We start from the raw sequence: 15,825 nt of genomic DNA, 5'->3' as shown, positions 1-15,825 counted from the left end.
GCTTTTTTGCAACACCTCCCACCCGCACTTGCCAGCTACTGCATAGCCCGCCGGCGTATCAGAAGCGCAGTGCGGCGCCGATGTACGGGCCGTCAGCCAGCGTGCGGTTGTCACGGCCGTTGTCGAACTCGACCCGGTTGTAGCGATAACCGACGGTCAGTGCCAGCGGCTTGATCGGTACGAAGCGCGCGCCGATTTCGCTGTCGACATAGCTGTGCAGCGTGCCGGACGCCATGCCGCCGCTGGCGCCATAGGCCTGGGCAAAGACGCCGAACGAATTGCCGAGGCCGAGGTCGACCCGGCCACCGATCGGCAGCGCCCACTCGTCATGCCCGGCGACATCGATGTACTCGGCTTTGGCGCCGGCCGTCAGCAGCGCGCTGCCCAGCGGCAGGGAAAAGGTCAGGCCAAGCCCGGCCGTCTGGTCGTCGTCGTCGTGCCGCGAGCTGTGCAGCCAGTCGCCGGTCAGGCCAAAGCCGCCGCTGGTCGGCACGTAGTAGGCGGACTGGAACTCATTGCCGAACTGCGCACCCAATTCCGAAGCCTGGGCTGCGCCCCCGGCCAGGGCCGTACAGAGAATGGCCAGCGTGCTGATCCTGTTCATGACTGATTCCTCGTCGTTGTCGATTGTCGGTTTCCTGATGGATTGCCCGGGCGTCTGTGCACCCGGTGCGGTGGCAATTTTAACGTATCACAGTGTATGTATGTGTTTCCAGGCAGCAGGAAATGCTGCGGAAAATGTAACAAAGCGGATGGCATGCCACGTCCGGCACAAAACGGCATTGGCAACACCATCATGGCAATCCGGCTGTCCGACAGTTTGCGAACAAACCAAGCACTTGCTAGAATCACCCCCACACCAGTCACAGCAACGGTCCGGACAGACCGGTGCGCCAAGGAGAAACGACACTATGCCTACCCCCGGTCAACGCTTCCGCGACGCTGTCGCCAACGAGAAACCGCTGCAGGTCGTCGGCGCCATCAACGCCTACGCCGCGCGGCTGGCTGAACACAGCGGCTTCAAGGCGCTCTATCTGTCCGGCGGCGGGGTGGCAGCCGGCTCGTGCGGCATTCCCGACCTCGGCATCACCACACTGGAAGACGTGCTGATCGACGTCCGTCGCATCACCGACACCACGGATCTGCCGCTGCTGGTCGACATCGATACCGGCTGGGGCGGCGCGTTCAATATCGCCCGCGCCATCCGCTCGCTGGAAAAGGCCGGTGCCGCCGCCGTGCATATCGAAGACCAGGTGCAGCAGAAGCGCTGCGGCCACCGCCCGAACAAGGCCATCGTGCCGCAGGACGAGATGGTCGACCGCGTCAAGGCCGCCGTCGACGCCCGCATCGATCCGTCCTTCGTGATCATGGCCCGCACCGACGCCCTGGCAGTCGAGGGGCTGGAAGCAGCCATTGACCGTGCCCGCGCCTGCGTCGAAGCTGGAGCCGACATGATCTTCCCGGAAGCCATCACCGAGCTGTCGATGTACCGCCAGTTCGCCGAAGCGGTCGGCGTGCCGGTGCTCGCCAATATCACCGAATTCGGCGCCACGCCGCTGTACACCACCAGCGAACTTGCCGCCAATGGCGTCAGCATGGTGCTGTACCCGCTGTCGGCCTTCCGTGCCATGAGCCAGGCCGCCCTGTCGGTCTACGGTGCGATCCGCCGCGACGGCACCCAGCAGAATGTCGTCGACCTGATGCAGAGCCGTGCCGACCTGTACCAGCATCTCGGCTACCACAGCTACGAGCAGAAGCTCGACGCGCTGTTCGCCTCCGGCCGGCAATAACACTTCGCCCGGCGGGCGCCCCGTTCAAACAACATCCGCCCGCCCCGCCCGTCTACAAAGGAGAACCGTCATGTCCGAAGTCGTCATCACCGGCAAGCCGAAGAAGTCGGTCGCCCTGTCCGGCGTCGCCGCCGGCAATACCGCACTGTGCACCGTCGGCCGCAGCGGCAACGACCTGCACTATCGCGGCTACGACATCCTCGATATCGCCACGGCCTGCGAGTTCGAGGAAATCGCCTACCTGCTGGTCCACGGCAAGCTGCCGAACATCGCCGAGCTGGCCGGCTACAAGAAAAAACTGAAAGCCCTGCGCGGCCTGCCGGCCAGCGTCAAGGCCGTGCTCGAAGCCCTGCCGGCCGCCAGCCACCCGATGGACGTGATGCGTACCGCCGTGTCGGCGCTCGGCTGCACGCTGCCGGAAAAGGACGACCACAACGCCCCCGGCGCCCGTGATATCGCCGACCGCCTGATCGCCTCGCTCGGCTCCGCGCTGCTGTACTGGTACCACTTCGCCACCAACGGCAAGCGCATCGACGTGGAAACCGACGACGACACGGTTGGCGGCCACTTCCTGCACCTGCTGCACGGCGAGAAACCGTCGGCACTGTGGGTACGCGCAATGCACACCTCGCTGGTGCTGTACGCCGAGCACGAATTCAACGCCTCGACCTTTACCGGCCGCGTCATTGCCGGTACCGGGTCCGACATGTACTCGGCCATTACCGGTGCCATCGGCGCGCTGCGCGGCCCGAAGCACGGCGGCGCGAACGAAGTCGCCTTCGAGGTGCAGAAGCGCTACGAAAGCCCGGACGAGGCGGAAGCCGACATCCGCGCCCGCGTCGAACGCAAGGAAGTCGTGATCGGCTTCGGCCACCCGGTGTACACGCTGTCCGACCCGCGCAACAAGGTCATCAAGGAAGTCGCGCGCGAGCTGTCGGTCGAAGCCGGCGACCTGAAGATGTTCTCGATCGCCGAACGGCTCGAGAGCGTGATGTGGGACATCAAGAAGATGTTCCCGAACCTCGACTGGTTCAGCGCCGTCAGCTACCACATGATGGGCGTGCCGACCGCCATGTTCACCCCGCTGTTCGTCATCGCCCGCACGACCGGCTGGGCTGCACACGTGATCGAACAGCGTGAAGATGGCAAGATCATCCGTCCGAGCGCCAACTACTTCGGTCCGGAAGACCTCACCTTCGTACCGATCGAGCAGCGCTGAGCTGCTCCGGCCCCGCCCCCGTGGCGGGGTCTGCATACCGACACGACCGGCCCCCGCGCCGGCACCACGATTCACTGCAAGGGAAAAACATGTCCGCCCACATCTCCAACGTCCGCCCCGATCCGGATCAGGTCCTCGTCGACATCGCCAACTACGTCGCCGATGTGGCCATCGAATCGCCGGAAGCCTGGAACACTGCCCGCCTGTGTCTGATGGACACGCTCGGCTGCGGCCTCGAAGCCCTGTCCTACCCGGCCTGCACCAAGCTGATGGGCCCGATCGTTCCCGGCACGCTGGTGCCGAACGGCGCCAAGGTGCCGGGCACCCAGTTCCAGCTCGATCCGGTCCAGGCCGCGTTCAACATCGGCGCAATGATCCGCTGGCTGGACTTCAACGACACCTGGCTCGCTGCCGAGTGGGGCCACCCGTCCGACAACCTTGGCGGCATTCTTGCCACGGCCGACTGGGTGTCGCGTGAACGCGTATCCCGTGGCCAGGCGCCGCTGACCATGCGCGACGTGCTCGAAGCCATGATCAAGGCGCATGAAATCCAGGGCTGCATCGCCATCGAGAACAGCTTCAACAAGGTCGGTCTCGACCACGTGGTACTGGTCAAGGTCGCATCCGCCGCCGTCTGCGCCAAGCTGATGGGCGCCAGCAAGGAAGAAATCGTCAATGCCGTGTCGCAGGCCTTCGTCGATGGCCAGAGCCTGCGCACCTATCGCCACGCCCCGAATACCGGTTCGCGCAAGAGCTGGGCCGCCGGCGACGCGACCAGCCGCGCCGTGCGCCTGGCCCTGTTCACCATGAAGGGCGAAATGGGCATCCCGGGCGTGCTGTCGGCCAAGACCTGGGGCTTCTACGACGTGCTGTTCAAGGGCAACCCGTTCAAGTTCCAGCGCGGCTATGGCAGCTACGTGATGGAAAAGGTGCTGTTCAAGATCTCGTTCCCGGCCGAATTCCACAGCCAGACCGCCGTCGAATGCGCAATGACGCTGAATGCCAGACTCGCTGCCGCCGGCAAGTCCGCCGCCGACATCCGGAAGGTCACCATCCGTACCCATGAAGCGTGCATCCGCATCATCGACAAGAAGGGCCCGCTGTCGAACCCGGCTGACCGCGACCATTGCATCCAGTACATGGTTGCCGTGCCGCTGCTGTTCGGTCGCCTGACTGCCGCCGACTACGAAGACGTGATCGCCGCCGATCCGCGCATCGACGTGCTGCGCGACAAGATCGTCTGCGTGGAAGACCCGCAATTCACCCGCGACTACCACGATCCGGAAAAGCGCAGCATCGCCAACGCGCTGACGGTCGAACTCAACGACGGCACCACGCTGGACGAAGTGGTCTGCGAATACCCGATCGGCCACCAGCGCCGCCGCACCGACGGCATCCCGCTGCTGGAAGCCAAGTTCCGCACCAACCTGGCCCGCCGCTTCCCGCAAAAGCAGCAGGAAGCGATCTTTGCCCTGTGCAATGACGCGAAGACCCTGCTCGACACGCCGGTGAATGCCTTCACCGACCTGTGGGTCATCTGACCTTCCTGTCTTCAGGCCAAAAACCCCGGATCTTGCGATCCGGGGTTTTTTGTTGGCCGGGTGCCTATGAGTGCTCGATCAGCATGACGGCCATGGTGTCCGCTTCCAGTGCCTCGAACACGTGCGCCGTGTCCGCCGAGTAACTGATGTAGTCACCGGCCGCCAGTTCGACCGGCTGTTCCACCGGGCCGATCCGCGCCCGCCCGGCGCCAACGATCACGTGCTCGATGGTGCCGGGCAGATGCGGACCGGACAGCCGGGGCGCACCGGGCTGGACCCTGATCCGGTAGAGATCGCGCTGCGTCCCGGCCGGGCACGCGGCCAGCAGCGTTGCCGCATAGTTGCCCTGCTCGGAGACGGTTGCCGCTCCCTCGCCGGCACGGATCACCTGCACATGCCGGCGCGGCTGGCCGATCAGCCGGGTGACCTGGACATCAAGCGCCATGGCCAGCGACCACAGCGTTTCCAGGCTCGGGTTGCCGATACCGGCTTCAAGCTGTGACAGCGTCGACTTGGCAATGCCGGCCCGTCTGGCCAGTTCGGTCACCGACAGACCCAGCCGCTCGCGCTCGCGGCGGATCGATGCAGACAGCAGTCCGATCGGGGTATGCGCTTTCAGCGCGGCAGCATCCGGGGAATCCTTCATTCGTTCACCATGTCATTCATTTGTTCGACTTGACGAACGATAGCCGATAATTCAGCATATCGGTCAATCGTTCGGTTTAACGGATTGTAGCCGCAGGCAGCACCGCGGCCAATCGTCGACAAAGGAATTCTGCATGAACCCCAGGACTCGTGGCGCACTGGAAATGACAGCGGCCATGACCATCTCCGGCACGGTCGGCTGGCTGGTCATCGAAACCGGGCAGACAGCCCCGACCGTGGTGTTCTGGCGCTGCGTATTCGGCGCCGTGGCCATGCTGGTTGCCTGTGCGCTGCGCGGCCAGCTGCGGCCGGGCATGCTCAGCGCACGCCAGCTGGGCATCGTGCTGCTCGGAGGGGTCGCGCTGGTGCTGAACTGGACGCTGCTGTTCGCTGCCTACCCGCTGGCTTCGATCTCGGTCGCCACGGTCACCTATCACACCCAGCCGTTCATGCTGACCGCACTGGGCGTGCTGCTGTTCGGTGAGCGGCTGACGGGAGACAAGGCTGGCTGGCTGCTGATCGCCTTTGCCGGCATGGTGCTGATCGTCACCGGCGGGCAGACCGCCGGCGGAACCGGCTCGAACTATCTCGCCGGCATCGGCATGGCGCTGGGGGCGGCATTCTTCTATGCCATTGCAGCAGCGATCGCCAAGCAGCTGAAAACCGTTTCGCCCTATCTGATCGTGCTGGTGCAGATGCTCGTCGGCTCGGTGCTGCTGGCGCCGTTCGCCGGTCTTGCCACCCTGCCGGCAGACAGCGGGGCCTGGGCGCTGCTGGTCACGATCGGCGTGGTCCATACCGGCCTGATGTCGACCCTGCTGTATGCCGCGATCCAGAAGATTCCGACCAGCCTGGTCGGGGCGCTGTCCTTCATCTATCCGGTGGTCGCCATCCTGGTGGACCGGGCGGTATTCGGCCACCGGCTGGACCTGATCCAGTGGCTCGGCACGGCCGCCATCCTGGCTGCGGCAGCAGGCATGAACTTCGGCTGGAAGCTGCTGCCGGGCAGGCGTTTCCCGCGTGACCGGCACCGGTCTCCCCCGGCCTGAAAACAGCTGCAACAATCTGCAACAGCCGGCCCTGTCCGCACGACAAGGGCCTACTATTCAGCGTGAAGGCACCGGCGCATGAACGGTGCCATGACCTCAAGGTCATCGTGCCCAGGCCCCCGGGACCCGATGACGCTCCCCCCGGCGGCACCTCATGAATCAAAGGAGAGCCGCTGATGCGCTATCTGCTTGTCGCCCTGTCACTGATGCTTGGCCCCGCTGCCTGTACCCAGGCCCGGATCGGCATCGGCGTTGCCACGCCAGGGCTTGCCATCGGCATCGACATCCCGGTGTACCCGGATCTGGTCCGGGTGCCGGGCTATCCGGTCTACTACTACCCGGACGCCGGCACCAACTACTTCTTCTACGACGGACTGTACTGGGTATTCCAGGGCGACAACTGGTACCGGAGCAACAGGTACAACGGCCCCTGGCAGTGGGTCGGGCCCGAATACGTGCCGCTGTATGTGCTGCAGGTACCGGTGCGCTACTACCGCTATCCGCCACCGTACTTCCGCGGCTGGCATGCCGACCAGCCGCCACGCTGGGGCGACCGCTGGGGACACGACTGGGAAGCCCGCCGTCCGGGACGGGATCACCGGGAGCCGTACGCAGCCCCGGCGCCGTTGCCATCCTATCCGCAGCCATACCAGGGGAACCGCGCTCCCCGCTCGACGGAACAACAGTACGGAATCCGGTCACAGCCCGCGCCGCGTCCGCCGGGGCCTCCGCAAGGCCGGTACCCGGATCAGCCGCGCGCAGCGGACGGCATGCCGCACGGCCCGCGGGGGCAGCAGGACGGAGAAGACGGGCGTCCGCATGACGGGCCGGACGGGCAGCGGCAGCAACATCAGAGGCCACGGCAGGACTACCCCGGGCATCAGCAGGGAGAATCGCATCAACGGGGCGCGAGGCAGTCGTTCCCCGACCCGCAGCCGTAAGGCCGATACCCTCTGTTCCGGCGCCAGCGGGTTGAGTGGAAGGCACACTGGCCAAGGCCGGTGTGCCGGGATCACCGGCGCGGCTACTGCGTCAGCGTGTCTGCCCACGCCGCCACCGCACGGATATCGTCCGGCGTGGTCCGGCAGCAACCGCCGATCAGCCGGGCGCCGGCCGCATGCCAGCCCCGCGCCGACTCGGCAAAGCGACTGGCGTCAGCCTGGCCGTGCCAGCACTTGTGTTCGGGATCATAGTCCTCGCCCGAGTTCGGATAGACCAGGACCGGCTTGCGGGTGGTGGCCGCCGCTGCGGCCACCAGTGACGGAATATGCGCCGGCGCGGTGCAGTTGATGCCGACCGCAACCACTTGCGCAAAGCCGTCCAGCGCCGCCACGCACTCGGCCAGCGGCGTGCCGTCGCTGACATGTGCGTCATCGCGGCAGCTGAAGCTGATCCATGCCCGTGCAGCGGGGAAGGATTCCGCCAGCAGGCGGGCAATGGCCAGCGCCTCGTCCAGGCATGGCAGGGTTTCGCAGGCCAGCAGGTCCGGTTCCGCCGCCAGCAGCTCGACCAGCCGCGGCCGGTGGAAAGCCATCAGCGCGTCGATATCCAGCCCGTAGTGGCCGCGGTACTCGGAGCCGTCGGCCAGCATGGCGCCGTACGGGCCGACCGACGCCGCCACCAGCGGCCGCGAACGGCCAGCATGGTGTTCTGCCCGGGCCCAGAATGCGTCACGCGCCTCGCGGGCCAGTTCGACCGAACGGCGCATCAGCGTGCCGGCAGCGGCAGCGTCCAGCCCGCGCCGGGCAAAGCCCTCGAACGTGGCCTGATAGCTGGCGGTGGTGGCGACATCGGCACCGGCAGCGTAATAGTCTTCATGCACCTGACGAATCAGCGCCGGTGCTTCCATCAGCACCCGGGCGGACCACAGCGGATCGTTCAGGTCACAACCGCGGCGTTCAAGTTCGGTGGCCAGGGCACCATCGAGAATCATCAGCGGTCGGGCAGCCAGCAGGGCCGCGATCGGGTCGGTCGTCATGGTCAAGCTTTCCTTAATGCGGAAACGGTACAAGGGAGGGCTCCAGCATAACGGAGCGCCGCGCGCGACGCGATGCTTGCCGACAGCCCCCAGCGGCGTAAACTTCCGGGATGGCTACATCAGGCGGGCATGCATGATTGCCGTGGCGCCGAATGCGCCGACGGATACCCATTTTGTCCGGTGCGGTAATACGCTGCCGGAAAACAGACCGGTTTTTTCCATTGTCGACGGCAACGGACCGCACTCCGGTTGCCGCCAGCCCCACCCCCCTGCATAATCTCCCGCCATGAAATTCCTTTCCGACCTGCTTCCGGTCCTGCTGTTCTTCGTCGCCTACTACATTACGCGCGACATGTTTGTCGCGACCGGCGTGGCCATCGCCTCCACCGCCATCCAGGTCGGTCTGGCCTGGTACCGCCATCGCAAGATCGAAACCATGCAATGGGTATCGCTCGGTCTGATTGTCGTACTCGGCGGTCTGACGTTGCTGCTGCACGACAAGCGCTTCATCATGTGGAAGCCGACCGCGCTGTACTGGGCCATGGCCATCGGCATCGCCGTCAGTGAATGGATCTTCAGGAAGAGCCCGCTGAAAGCCATGATGGGCGCGCAGATGACGCTGCCCGAGCCGGTATGGCGCAAACTGGCGCTGGCCTGGGTTGCCTTTTTCGCCGCCATGGGCGCACTCAATCTTTTCGTCGCCTGGACCTTCAGCGAAGAAGTCTGGGTCAATTTCAAACTCTTTGGCGGGATGGGCCTGATGTTCGCCTTTGTGCTGGCACAGGGCTTCGCACTCTCCCGCTACATCGAGGACAAATCCTGATGCTATACGCCCTTATCGGCCAGGATCGCCCCGGCTCGCTCGACGCGCGCCTGGCCGCCCGCCCGGCTCATCTGGAACGCCTGCAGGCCCTGCAGAACGAAGGCCGTCTGGTGCTGGCCGGCCCCTGCCCGGCCATCGACAGCCCGGACCCGGGCCCGGCCGGCTTTACCGGCAGTGTCGTCGTCGCCGAGTTCCCGTCGCTGGCCGAGGCACGCGCCTGGGCCGATGCCGACCCGTATGTCGCCGCCGGCGTCTATGCGCAGGTCGACATCAAGCCGTTCAAGCGGGTGTTCTAGGCGTGAGCCTCGAACAACTGATCGCCGAGCGGCTCGCGTCGCTCGAACCGGAAAGCCTCATGCTGGATGATGAGTCCTCGCAGCACGCCGGCCATGCCGGCAACAGCGGCGGCGGACACTATCATCTGACTCTCGTCAGCGCGGCATTCACGGGCCTCAATGCCGTGGCCCGCCATCGTCTCGTCTACGGTCGCCTGAGCGACCTCATTCCGCACCGGATTCACGCCCTCTCGATCAAGGCTTACGCCCCGGACGAGTTGTGAACCGTCAACTGGAGAATCACCCCATGCGCATTCGTCATTCGCTTACCGCCATCGCCTTCTCGCTGCTCGCCGCCGGCGCCATTGCCGCCCCGGTCGCCGTCGTCAACGGCACCCAGATCCAGCAGTCGTCGCTGGACGAAGCCGCCACCGCCGTCGTCCGTGCCAGCAACGGCAAGGTCAAGGACACCCCGGAACTGCGCAATGAGCTGAAGCAGCAACTGATCAACCGCGAAATCATCCAGCAGGAAGCCACCCGCCGCGGTCTGGACAAGAGCGCGCAGTTCAAGCAACGCCTGGACGCCATCCGTGGCGACCTGCTGCAACAGTCGCTGTTCGAAGACATCGCCAAGCAAAGCCCGGTCAGCGACGCACAGATCCGCGCCGAATACGACAAGATCAAGGCCGCTGCCGCCGGCCAGAAGGAAGTCCACGCCCGCCAGATCACCGTGGGCACGGAAGCCGATGCGCAAGCCGTCATCGCCCAGCTGAAGAAGGGCGGCAGCTTCGAGGCACTGGCCAAGCAGAAGTCCAAGGACCCGGCTGCCAAGCAGAACGGTGGCGACATGGGCTGGGGCAACCTCGGCATGATGGCCAAGCCGCTGGCCGACGTGCTGAAGCCGCTGGGCAAGGGTCAGTACACCACGACCCCGTTCAAGACCGACCTCGGCTGGATGGTGTTCAAGGTTGAAGACACCCGCACCGCCAAGTTCCCGACCTTCGAAGAAGCGAAGGGCCAGCTGGGTCGCCAGATGCAGAATGCCGCAATCGAAAAGACCATTGCCGATCTGCGTGCCAAGGCCAAGATCCAGTAATATGGCTTTCCGGCGCCGCCGGTCTCCGGACCGGCGGCTTTTGACATCAGAAACTCTAAATCGACTGCACGACCATCACATGCGCAAACTTCTCACGCTGAGTCTGCTCGCCGCCACGCTCGCCGCGCCGGCCTTCTCCGCCCAGGGTATCCAGGTCAACGGCACGCTGGTGCCGCAGGCCCGTGTCGACGCCTTCGTCAAACAGATGACCGCCCAGGGTCAGCCGGACAGCCCCGAGCTGCGCAATGCCGCCCGTGACCGCGTGGTCATGACCGAGCTGCTGCGCCAGGAAGCCGTCAAGAAGGGCCTCGACAAGAGCCCCGAGTACAAGTCCGAGCTGGAAAACGTGCAGTCCGCGTTGCTGGCCAATCTGTATGTCCGCGATTACATGAAGTCGCATCCGATCAGCGAGGCCGAACTCAAGGCCGAGTATGAGCAGATGAAGTCGCAGATGCACCAGAAGACCTACCACGCCCGTCATATCCTGGTGAAGACCGAAGCCGAAGCCAGGGCCGTCATCGACCAGCTGAAGAAAGGCAAGAAGTTCGAGGACCTGGCCCGCGCCAGGTCGCTGGACACCGGCAGCAAGGACAATGGCGGCGACCTCGGTTTTGTCGATCCGGCACAGCTGGTGCCCGAATTCGCCAATGTGATGACCAAGCTGGCCAAGGGCCAGATCACCCAGACCCCGGTCAAGAGCCAGTTCGGCTGGCACGTGATCCAGCTGGTCGACAGCAAGGACGCCGATTTCCCGCCGTTCGACCAGGTCAAGGCCCAGCTCGAACAGCAGGTGCAGGGCAAGCGCTTCGATGCGTTCCTGAACCAGCTCAAGACGCAGGCCAAGGTCCAGTAATCACGGCCCTGCTCCTGCATCCCGAAAAGCCGCCTCCGGGCGGTTTTTTCTTGCCCATCCTTGCCGCCCGCAGGAAAAATTTGCCGCCTGTGGCAACAGTGTGTATAGTGCGGCGCTTCGCTTAGCAAGCGCCTGATCACTGCAACTGGTGTGGTCAGGCTGCATCGAATCCCGGCCCCCGCCTGCTTCTGTTGATACGGCACCACGGTCTGTCTTCGATGTCTCGTGGTTTCCGTCGTCCCGCCGCCTCCTGCGAGCGGGTCTCAACGTCCGTATCCCGAACAGGCTGAGCGTCGTTTTGTTACCCAACAAGGATTCGCATGCAAGATCAAAACATTATCGCCGATACCGCCATCACCGCTGATACCGCCGCCGTTGACACCGTCAACGTCGCTGCTGCCGAAGCCGTTGAAGCCGTCACCGTCACCGTTGACAGCGCCGACGCCGGCAACGTGTTCGAGGCACTCGGCCTCGACGCCCGCCTGATCACGGCACTGGACAATCTGGGCATCAAGACCCCGACCCCGGTCCAGGCCGAAGCCATTCCCCTGCTGCTGAACAACCGTGACCTGATGGCCTCCGCCCAGACCGGTACCGGCAAGACCGCCGCCTTCCTGCTGCCGGCGCTGTCGCGTCTGCTGGAAGCCCCGGTCGGCCGCAGCCGTGGCCCGCGCATCCTGGTGCTGGCTCCGACCCGTGAACTGGTTCAGCAAGTGGCCAAGGCCGCTGAACAGTTCTCGACCAAGATTCCGCGCGTCAACGTCGTCAGCATCATCGGCGGCACCTCGTTCCGCATCCAGAACCAGATGCTGACCCGCCCGATCGAAGTGATGGTTGCCACCCCGGGCCGCCTGATCGATCAGATGAAGTCCGGCCGCATCGACTTCTCGCGCCTGGAAATGCTGATCCTCGACGAAGCCGACCGCATGCTGGACATGGGCTTCTCCGAAGACGTGCTGGAAATATCCAGCCAGCTGCCGCGCAACCGTCAGACCGCCTTCTTCACCGCGACCATGACCCGCCGCGTGCTCGACTTCGCTGACGAATTGCTGCGCAATCCGGAAACGATCGAAATCGCCGCGCAAACCGCTCGCCACGAAAACATCGACCAGCAAGCGATCTACGTTGACGACCTCGACCACAAGCGTCGCATCGTCCGTCACCTGCTGGCCCAGGACAACGTGACCCAGGCCATCGTGTTCGTCGCCACCAAGCGCGACTGCGACACCCTGGCCGACGAACTGAACGTCGACGGCCTGCGCGCCGATCCGCTGCATGGCGACATGCAACAGCGCGACCGCAGCCGCACGCTGACCCGCCTGCGCAACGGCCAGACCGAAGTGCTGGTTGCCACCGACGTGGCCGCTCGCGGCATCGACGTCGCCGGCATCAGCCACGTGATCAACTTCGACCTGCCGCGCTTCGCCGAAGACTACGTTCACCGCGTGGGCCGTACCGGCCGCGCCGGCCAGACCGGCATCGCCGTGTCGCTGGTGGGCCGCAACGACCTGTTCCCGCTGAAGAAGATCGAACGCTTCACCGGCCAGAAACTGAACGTGACCGAAGTCGCCGGCATGGAAGCCCGCTTCAAGCCGCAAGACCGCCGCGAAGGCAGCGGTGGTGGCCGTGGCGGCTACGGTGGCAAGGGTGGCCGTCCGGGCCAGGGCCAGGGTCGCGGTGGTTACGGCGATCGCAACCGTGGTTTCGCTCCGCGTGACGGTGCTGCGCCGCAACGTCGCGAAGGCGGTTTCGCCCCGCGTGATGGTGGTGCCCCGCAACGTCGCGAAGGTGGCTTTGCCCCGCGTGACGGCGCCGCGCCGCAACGCCGCGAAGGTGGCTTTGCCCCGCGTGACGGTGGTGCCCCGCAACGTCGCGAAGGCGGCTACCCGCCGCGTGACGGCCAGGGCCAGCGCCGCGAAGGCGGTTTCGGCAACTCCCGTTTCGGCGGCCAGCGTGACGGCGAACCGCGTCGCGAAGGCGGCTTCAGCCAGGAAGGTCGTCGTGACGACAACCGCGAACGCCAGTGGGGTCAGCGTGATGACCGTCGCCCGAGCACCGGCAACACCGGTGGCAACGGCCGCCGCTACCCGGGCAACAGCGAGTATTGATAGCTGCCGCGCGGGTTGATACCCGCCGACAGTCAAAAAATCCCGCTCCACCTTTACGGTGGGCGGGATTTTTCATTGCCGGCCGGCAGGACAGCTATTGCGGCTGCGGAACGGGGTGGCGGGAAAAGTGCCAGATGGCGCCGCCGCACAGCACCAGCCCGCCCACGGCCAGCAGCCCGCCGACAAGGCCGACATGGGCCAGCCCCAGCTGACGGCTGACCACGCTGCCGAGCAGGGCGCCGGCGCCGATGCCGATATTGTAGATACCGGAATACAGTGACATTGCCACATCGGTCGCATCCGGCGCCTGGGACATCACTTTTGACTGCATCACCAGACTGAAGCTCATGATGGCCACCCCCCATGCCGCACTCAGTCCGCCCAGTGCCACGGCGCTGCCGGACAGCGGCAGCAGCAACAGCAGGCACAGCGCCAGCCCGCCGATGCTCACCAGCACAAAGCCCTTCGGAAAGCGGTTGCTGTAGCGGCTGAACAGTACCGAGCCCAGAATGCCGGCACCACCGAACAGCAGCAGCAGGACCGTGGTCATGTCGCCGCTCAGCTGCGCCACGGTCTGCGCAAACGGTTCGACATAGCTGTAGGCGGTGAATTGTGCGCTGATGACCAGCACGGTCAGCAGATAGAACACGACCAGCCTTGGCCGGCGGAACAGGATCGGCAGGCTGGCGAGCGAACCCGCATTGCGACTGGGCAGCAGCGGCAGCGCTTTCATCAGGCACAGCAGGGTCAGCCCGGCCAGGGCCCCGATCAGCAGGAAGGTCGAGCGCCAGCCAAGCGCCTCGCCGATCACCCGCCCGAGCGGGATGCCGAGCACCATGGCCAGCGAAGTGCCGGTAGCCAGCAGCCCCAGCGCCTGGACCCGCTTGCCCTCCGGCGCCACGCGCACCGCAAGCGACGCGGTAATCGACCAGAACACGGCATGGGAAATGGCAATGCCGATCCGGCTCAGCAGCAGGATGGCAAAATTCCAGGCAATACCGGACAGCAGATGACTGCCGATAAACAGCAGGAAAACCAGCAGCAGCAGGCGACGACGTTCGATATTGCGGGTCAGCAGCATCAGCGGCAGCGAAGCCAGCGCCACCATCCACGCATAGATCGTCATCATCAGCCCGACCGTGGCGACCGGCATGTCGAAACTCCGGCCGATATCGCTCAATAGCGCGACCGGTACGAACTCGGTGGTGTTGAAGATAAAGGCGGCCAGCGCCAGGGCGACAACACCGAGCCAGCGACCGGCTCGCGCATCCACGGGAAGAGTCATTTAACGGCGTTCAGGGTAAAACGCCATTTTCGCGCGTCGTGTCCTTTCACGCCACGGCGGCAAGCTGGGCCAGATGCCCGCCCAGGTCCGTGCCACGGCCGCCGGCATTGACGGTATCGAAGTAGTCATGCCAGCCCGAGGCGGCAATGCCGCCCAGCAGCGCATCGAGCGCGGCCTGATCGGCCAGCCGCCACAGGGCGAAGAAACGCTGCGGCGCGGGATGCAGGCTGCCGGCCTCCACCTCGCCCATGGCGAGTACCTCGACCCCGAGGGCCATCAGCACCCCCATGCCGGCGCCCACGCCGTCGAAGAACCGCTGTCGGCCAGCCGGGTCCAGTGCCAGCCAGGCCGGTTTCGGTGAATAGAGTTCAGCCAGATAGTGCGCCATGGGATTTTTCCTTGTTTCAGGTGGGTGAGAACGGGGTGGCCGGCGGCGGCTGGCCGTCACGGCCGGCATCGGTCCGCAGCCAGATACGCTGCAGCAGGCGGCTCAGCTGTTGCTGCTCCGCCGCGGTCACATCGGCGAACAGCGTCGCGATCCAGCGCGAATGCTCGTCGGCCAGCATGGCGGCCGTCTCCCGGCCGGCGGCCGTCAGCCGGACCGTGACCCGGCGCCGGTCAAGCGGATCGGCGGCACGGACGACAAAGCCGTCGCGCTCCAGCCCGTCGAGCAGGCCGGTAATGGTGGCGCGCGTCACCCCGGCCCGTTCGGCCAGTTGATGCGGCGACAGACCGTCCCCGGCGTCGAGCAGCAGAAACAGCAGCACGAACTTCCCTTCCGACAGCCGGTGACGCCCGAGCCGGGTCGCACAGTCGCGGTCAATGGCCGCGCCCAGCGCCAGCAGCTCGAAGCACAGCCGCACCTTGTCCAGATCCGGCTGTTGCCGGCGCCCCGCCCCGTCGAGCAGGGCCAGATGTTTTTGTTCAAGCCAGTTCATAAGCCGACTTATAATATGGCACCTAATCATTTGTCAAACCCGAACCGCCGCCGATCCCCTGCCCGGCCGGCAGGCATTTGCCCACCCGGCGCCCGCGCGCATTGCATCCTGCCCGCGTTCATAAGAAAATCGGGACGTTCACCGAAGCATGACAATGCCCGGCCATTACGCCGGGCATTGCTACTGCTACCCCAACTCAAGCGGTTTCACGACGGTTGCGAGACA

The 15,825-nt window shown here is 65.3% G+C and carries 17 protein-coding genes; 11 read left to right on the top strand and 6 right to left on the bottom strand.

Annotated features, from left to right (window positions below):
- Window positions 1-58: 58 nt before the first annotated feature.
- Complete coding sequence (locus DFO50_RS09070; RefSeq protein ID WP_051528764.1) at window positions 59-604, bottom strand: YfaZ family outer membrane protein; 546 nt, start codon at window positions 602-604, stop codon at window positions 59-61.
- 307 nt (window positions 605-911) lie between these two features.
- Between DFO50_RS09070 and prpB the strand changes: the two genes are divergently transcribed.
- The 3 genes from prpB (at window position 912) to DFO50_RS09055 (ending at window position 4,550) form a co-directional block, all read left to right on the top strand.
- Window positions 912-1,790 (top strand): methylisocitrate lyase, encoded by an 879-nt coding sequence (gene prpB, locus DFO50_RS09065; RefSeq protein ID WP_028498864.1) that lies wholly within the window; start codon window positions 912-914, stop codon window positions 1,788-1,790.
- 70 nt (window positions 1,791-1,860) lie between these two features.
- Window positions 1,861-3,009 (top strand): 2-methylcitrate synthase, encoded by a 1,149-nt coding sequence (gene prpC / locus DFO50_RS09060; RefSeq protein ID WP_028498865.1) that lies wholly within the window; start codon window positions 1,861-1,863, stop codon window positions 3,007-3,009.
- 89 nt (window positions 3,010-3,098) lie between these two features.
- Window positions 3,099-4,550: a bifunctional 2-methylcitrate dehydratase/aconitate hydratase gene (locus DFO50_RS09055; RefSeq protein ID WP_028498866.1), complete on the top strand. Its 1,452-nt coding sequence runs from the start codon at window positions 3,099-3,101 to the stop codon at window positions 4,548-4,550.
- Between the two features lie 64 nt (window positions 4,551-4,614).
- Here the strand turns inward: DFO50_RS09055 and DFO50_RS09050 are convergent, their stop codons facing one another.
- Window positions 4,615-5,196: a helix-turn-helix domain-containing protein gene (locus DFO50_RS09050; protein WP_028498867.1), complete on the bottom strand. Its 582-nt coding sequence runs from the start codon at window positions 5,194-5,196 to the stop codon at window positions 4,615-4,617.
- A 133-nt stretch (window positions 5,197-5,329) separates the two neighbouring features.
- Here DFO50_RS09050 and DFO50_RS09045 point away from each other — a divergent pair, with 133 nt between their 5' ends.
- Both DFO50_RS09045 and DFO50_RS09040 read left to right on the top strand, forming a co-directional pair.
- A complete protein-coding gene (locus tag DFO50_RS09045) occupies window positions 5,330-6,244 on the top strand; it encodes a DMT family transporter (protein WP_028498868.1) in 915 nt (304 codons plus the stop codon).
- Window positions 6,245-6,420: 176 nt separating this feature from the next.
- Window positions 6,421-7,185 (top strand): hypothetical protein, encoded by a 765-nt coding sequence (locus tag DFO50_RS09040; RefSeq protein ID WP_199489787.1) that lies wholly within the window; start codon window positions 6,421-6,423, stop codon window positions 7,183-7,185.
- A gap of 83 nt (window positions 7,186-7,268) precedes the next feature.
- Here the strand turns inward: DFO50_RS09040 and mmuM are convergent, their stop codons facing one another.
- A complete protein-coding gene (gene mmuM, locus DFO50_RS09035) occupies window positions 7,269-8,222 on the bottom strand; it encodes a homocysteine S-methyltransferase (protein ID WP_036385624.1) in 954 nt (317 codons plus the stop codon).
- Between the two features lie 286 nt (window positions 8,223-8,508).
- On the opposite strand from mmuM, the gene DFO50_RS09030 reads away from it, so the two are divergent.
- The 6 genes from DFO50_RS09030 (at window position 8,509) to DFO50_RS09005 (ending at window position 13,377) form a co-directional block, all read left to right on the top strand.
- Window positions 8,509-9,045 carry a septation protein A gene (locus DFO50_RS09030; protein ID WP_028498870.1) on the top strand — a complete coding sequence of 179 codons (537 nt, stop codon included), beginning with the start codon at window positions 8,509-8,511 and terminating at the stop codon, window positions 9,043-9,045.
- On the top strand, window positions 9,045-9,341 hold the full coding sequence (locus tag DFO50_RS09025) for a YciI family protein (RefSeq protein WP_028498871.1): 297 nt from the start codon (window positions 9,045-9,047) through the stop codon (window positions 9,339-9,341). The genes DFO50_RS09030 and DFO50_RS09025 overlap by 1 nt, the downstream gene beginning before the upstream one ends.
- 2 nt (window positions 9,342-9,343) lie before the next feature.
- Window positions 9,344-9,604 carry a BolA family transcriptional regulator gene (locus DFO50_RS09020; RefSeq protein ID WP_028498872.1) on the top strand — a complete coding sequence of 87 codons (261 nt, stop codon included), beginning with the start codon at window positions 9,344-9,346 and terminating at the stop codon, window positions 9,602-9,604.
- Between the two features lie 23 nt (window positions 9,605-9,627).
- On the top strand, window positions 9,628-10,416 hold the full coding sequence (locus DFO50_RS09015; RefSeq protein WP_028498873.1) for a peptidylprolyl isomerase: 789 nt from the start codon (window positions 9,628-9,630) through the stop codon (window positions 10,414-10,416).
- A 79-nt stretch (window positions 10,417-10,495) separates the two neighbouring features.
- Window positions 10,496-11,269 (top strand): peptidylprolyl isomerase, encoded by a 774-nt coding sequence (locus DFO50_RS09010; RefSeq protein WP_028498874.1) that lies wholly within the window; start codon window positions 10,496-10,498, stop codon window positions 11,267-11,269.
- 320 nt (window positions 11,270-11,589) lie between these two features.
- Complete coding sequence (locus tag DFO50_RS09005; RefSeq protein WP_107889700.1) at window positions 11,590-13,377, top strand: DEAD/DEAH box helicase; 1,788 nt, start codon at window positions 11,590-11,592, stop codon at window positions 13,375-13,377.
- A gap of 94 nt (window positions 13,378-13,471) precedes the next feature.
- On the opposite strand, the gene DFO50_RS09000 is transcribed toward DFO50_RS09005, so the two are convergent.
- Genes DFO50_RS09000 through DFO50_RS08990 form a run of 3 tightly spaced genes read right to left on the bottom strand, consistent with a single transcriptional unit; the run spans window position 13,472 to window position 15,600 of the window.
- Window positions 13,472-14,662, bottom strand: coding sequence for a sugar transporter (locus DFO50_RS09000; RefSeq protein ID WP_107889699.1), 1,191 nt, complete (start codon window positions 14,660-14,662; stop codon window positions 13,472-13,474).
- 46 nt (window positions 14,663-14,708) lie between these two features.
- Entirely contained in the window at window positions 14,709-15,050 is a 342-nt protein-coding gene (locus DFO50_RS08995) for a DUF6616 family protein (RefSeq protein WP_112692370.1), read from the bottom strand.
- 16 nt (window positions 15,051-15,066) lie between these two features.
- A complete protein-coding gene (locus DFO50_RS08990; RefSeq protein WP_107889698.1) occupies window positions 15,067-15,600 on the bottom strand; it encodes a MarR family winged helix-turn-helix transcriptional regulator in 534 nt (177 codons plus the stop codon).
- Window positions 15,601-15,825: the final 225 nt, after the last annotated feature.

Origin of the sequence: Microvirgula sp. AG722, from assembly GCF_003269145.1 — a bacterium.
Classification (GTDB): domain Bacteria; phylum Pseudomonadota; class Gammaproteobacteria; order Burkholderiales; family Aquaspirillaceae; genus Microvirgula; species Microvirgula aerodenitrificans.
This window is presented reverse-complemented; position numbering and strand designations above follow the sequence as displayed.

Bases quoted from the DNA above. Each gene is read 5' to 3' on its own strand.
- DFO50_RS09070 (WP_051528764.1), bottom strand. From the start codon at position 604: ATGAACAGGATCAGCACGCTGGCCATTCTCTGTACGGCCCTGGCCGGG.
- prpB (WP_028498864.1), top strand. From the start codon at position 912: ATGCCTACCCCCGGTCAACGCTTCCGCGACGCTGTCGCCAACGAGAAA.
- prpC (WP_028498865.1), top strand. From the start codon at position 1,861: ATGTCCGAAGTCGTCATCACCGGCAAGCCGAAGAAGTCGGTCGCCCTG.
- DFO50_RS09055 (WP_028498866.1), top strand. From the start codon at position 3,099: ATGTCCGCCCACATCTCCAACGTCCGCCCCGATCCGGATCAGGTCCTC.
- DFO50_RS09050 (WP_028498867.1), bottom strand. From the start codon at position 5,196: ATGAAGGATTCCCCGGATGCTGCCGCGCTGAAAGCGCATACCCCGATC.
- DFO50_RS09045 (WP_028498868.1), top strand. From the start codon at position 5,330: ATGAACCCCAGGACTCGTGGCGCACTGGAAATGACAGCGGCCATGACC.
- DFO50_RS09040 (WP_199489787.1), top strand. From the start codon at position 6,421: ATGCGCTATCTGCTTGTCGCCCTGTCACTGATGCTTGGCCCCGCTGCC.
- mmuM (WP_036385624.1), bottom strand. From the start codon at position 8,222: ATGACGACCGACCCGATCGCGGCCCTGCTGGCTGCCCGACCGCTGATG.
- DFO50_RS09030 (WP_028498870.1), top strand. From the start codon at position 8,509: ATGAAATTCCTTTCCGACCTGCTTCCGGTCCTGCTGTTCTTCGTCGCC.
- DFO50_RS09025 (WP_028498871.1), top strand. From the start codon at position 9,045: ATGCTATACGCCCTTATCGGCCAGGATCGCCCCGGCTCGCTCGACGCG.
- DFO50_RS09015 (WP_028498873.1), top strand. From the start codon at position 9,628: ATGCGCATTCGTCATTCGCTTACCGCCATCGCCTTCTCGCTGCTCGCC.
- DFO50_RS09010 (WP_028498874.1), top strand. From the start codon at position 10,496: ATGCGCAAACTTCTCACGCTGAGTCTGCTCGCCGCCACGCTCGCCGCG.
- DFO50_RS09005 (WP_107889700.1), top strand. From the start codon at position 11,590: ATGCAAGATCAAAACATTATCGCCGATACCGCCATCACCGCTGATACC.
- DFO50_RS09000 (WP_107889699.1), bottom strand. From the start codon at position 14,662: ATGACTCTTCCCGTGGATGCGCGAGCCGGTCGCTGGCTCGGTGTTGTC.
- DFO50_RS08995 (WP_112692370.1), bottom strand. From the start codon at position 15,050: ATGGCGCACTATCTGGCTGAACTCTATTCACCGAAACCGGCCTGGCTG.
- DFO50_RS08990 (WP_107889698.1), bottom strand. From the start codon at position 15,600: ATGAACTGGCTTGAACAAAAACATCTGGCCCTGCTCGACGGGGCGGGG.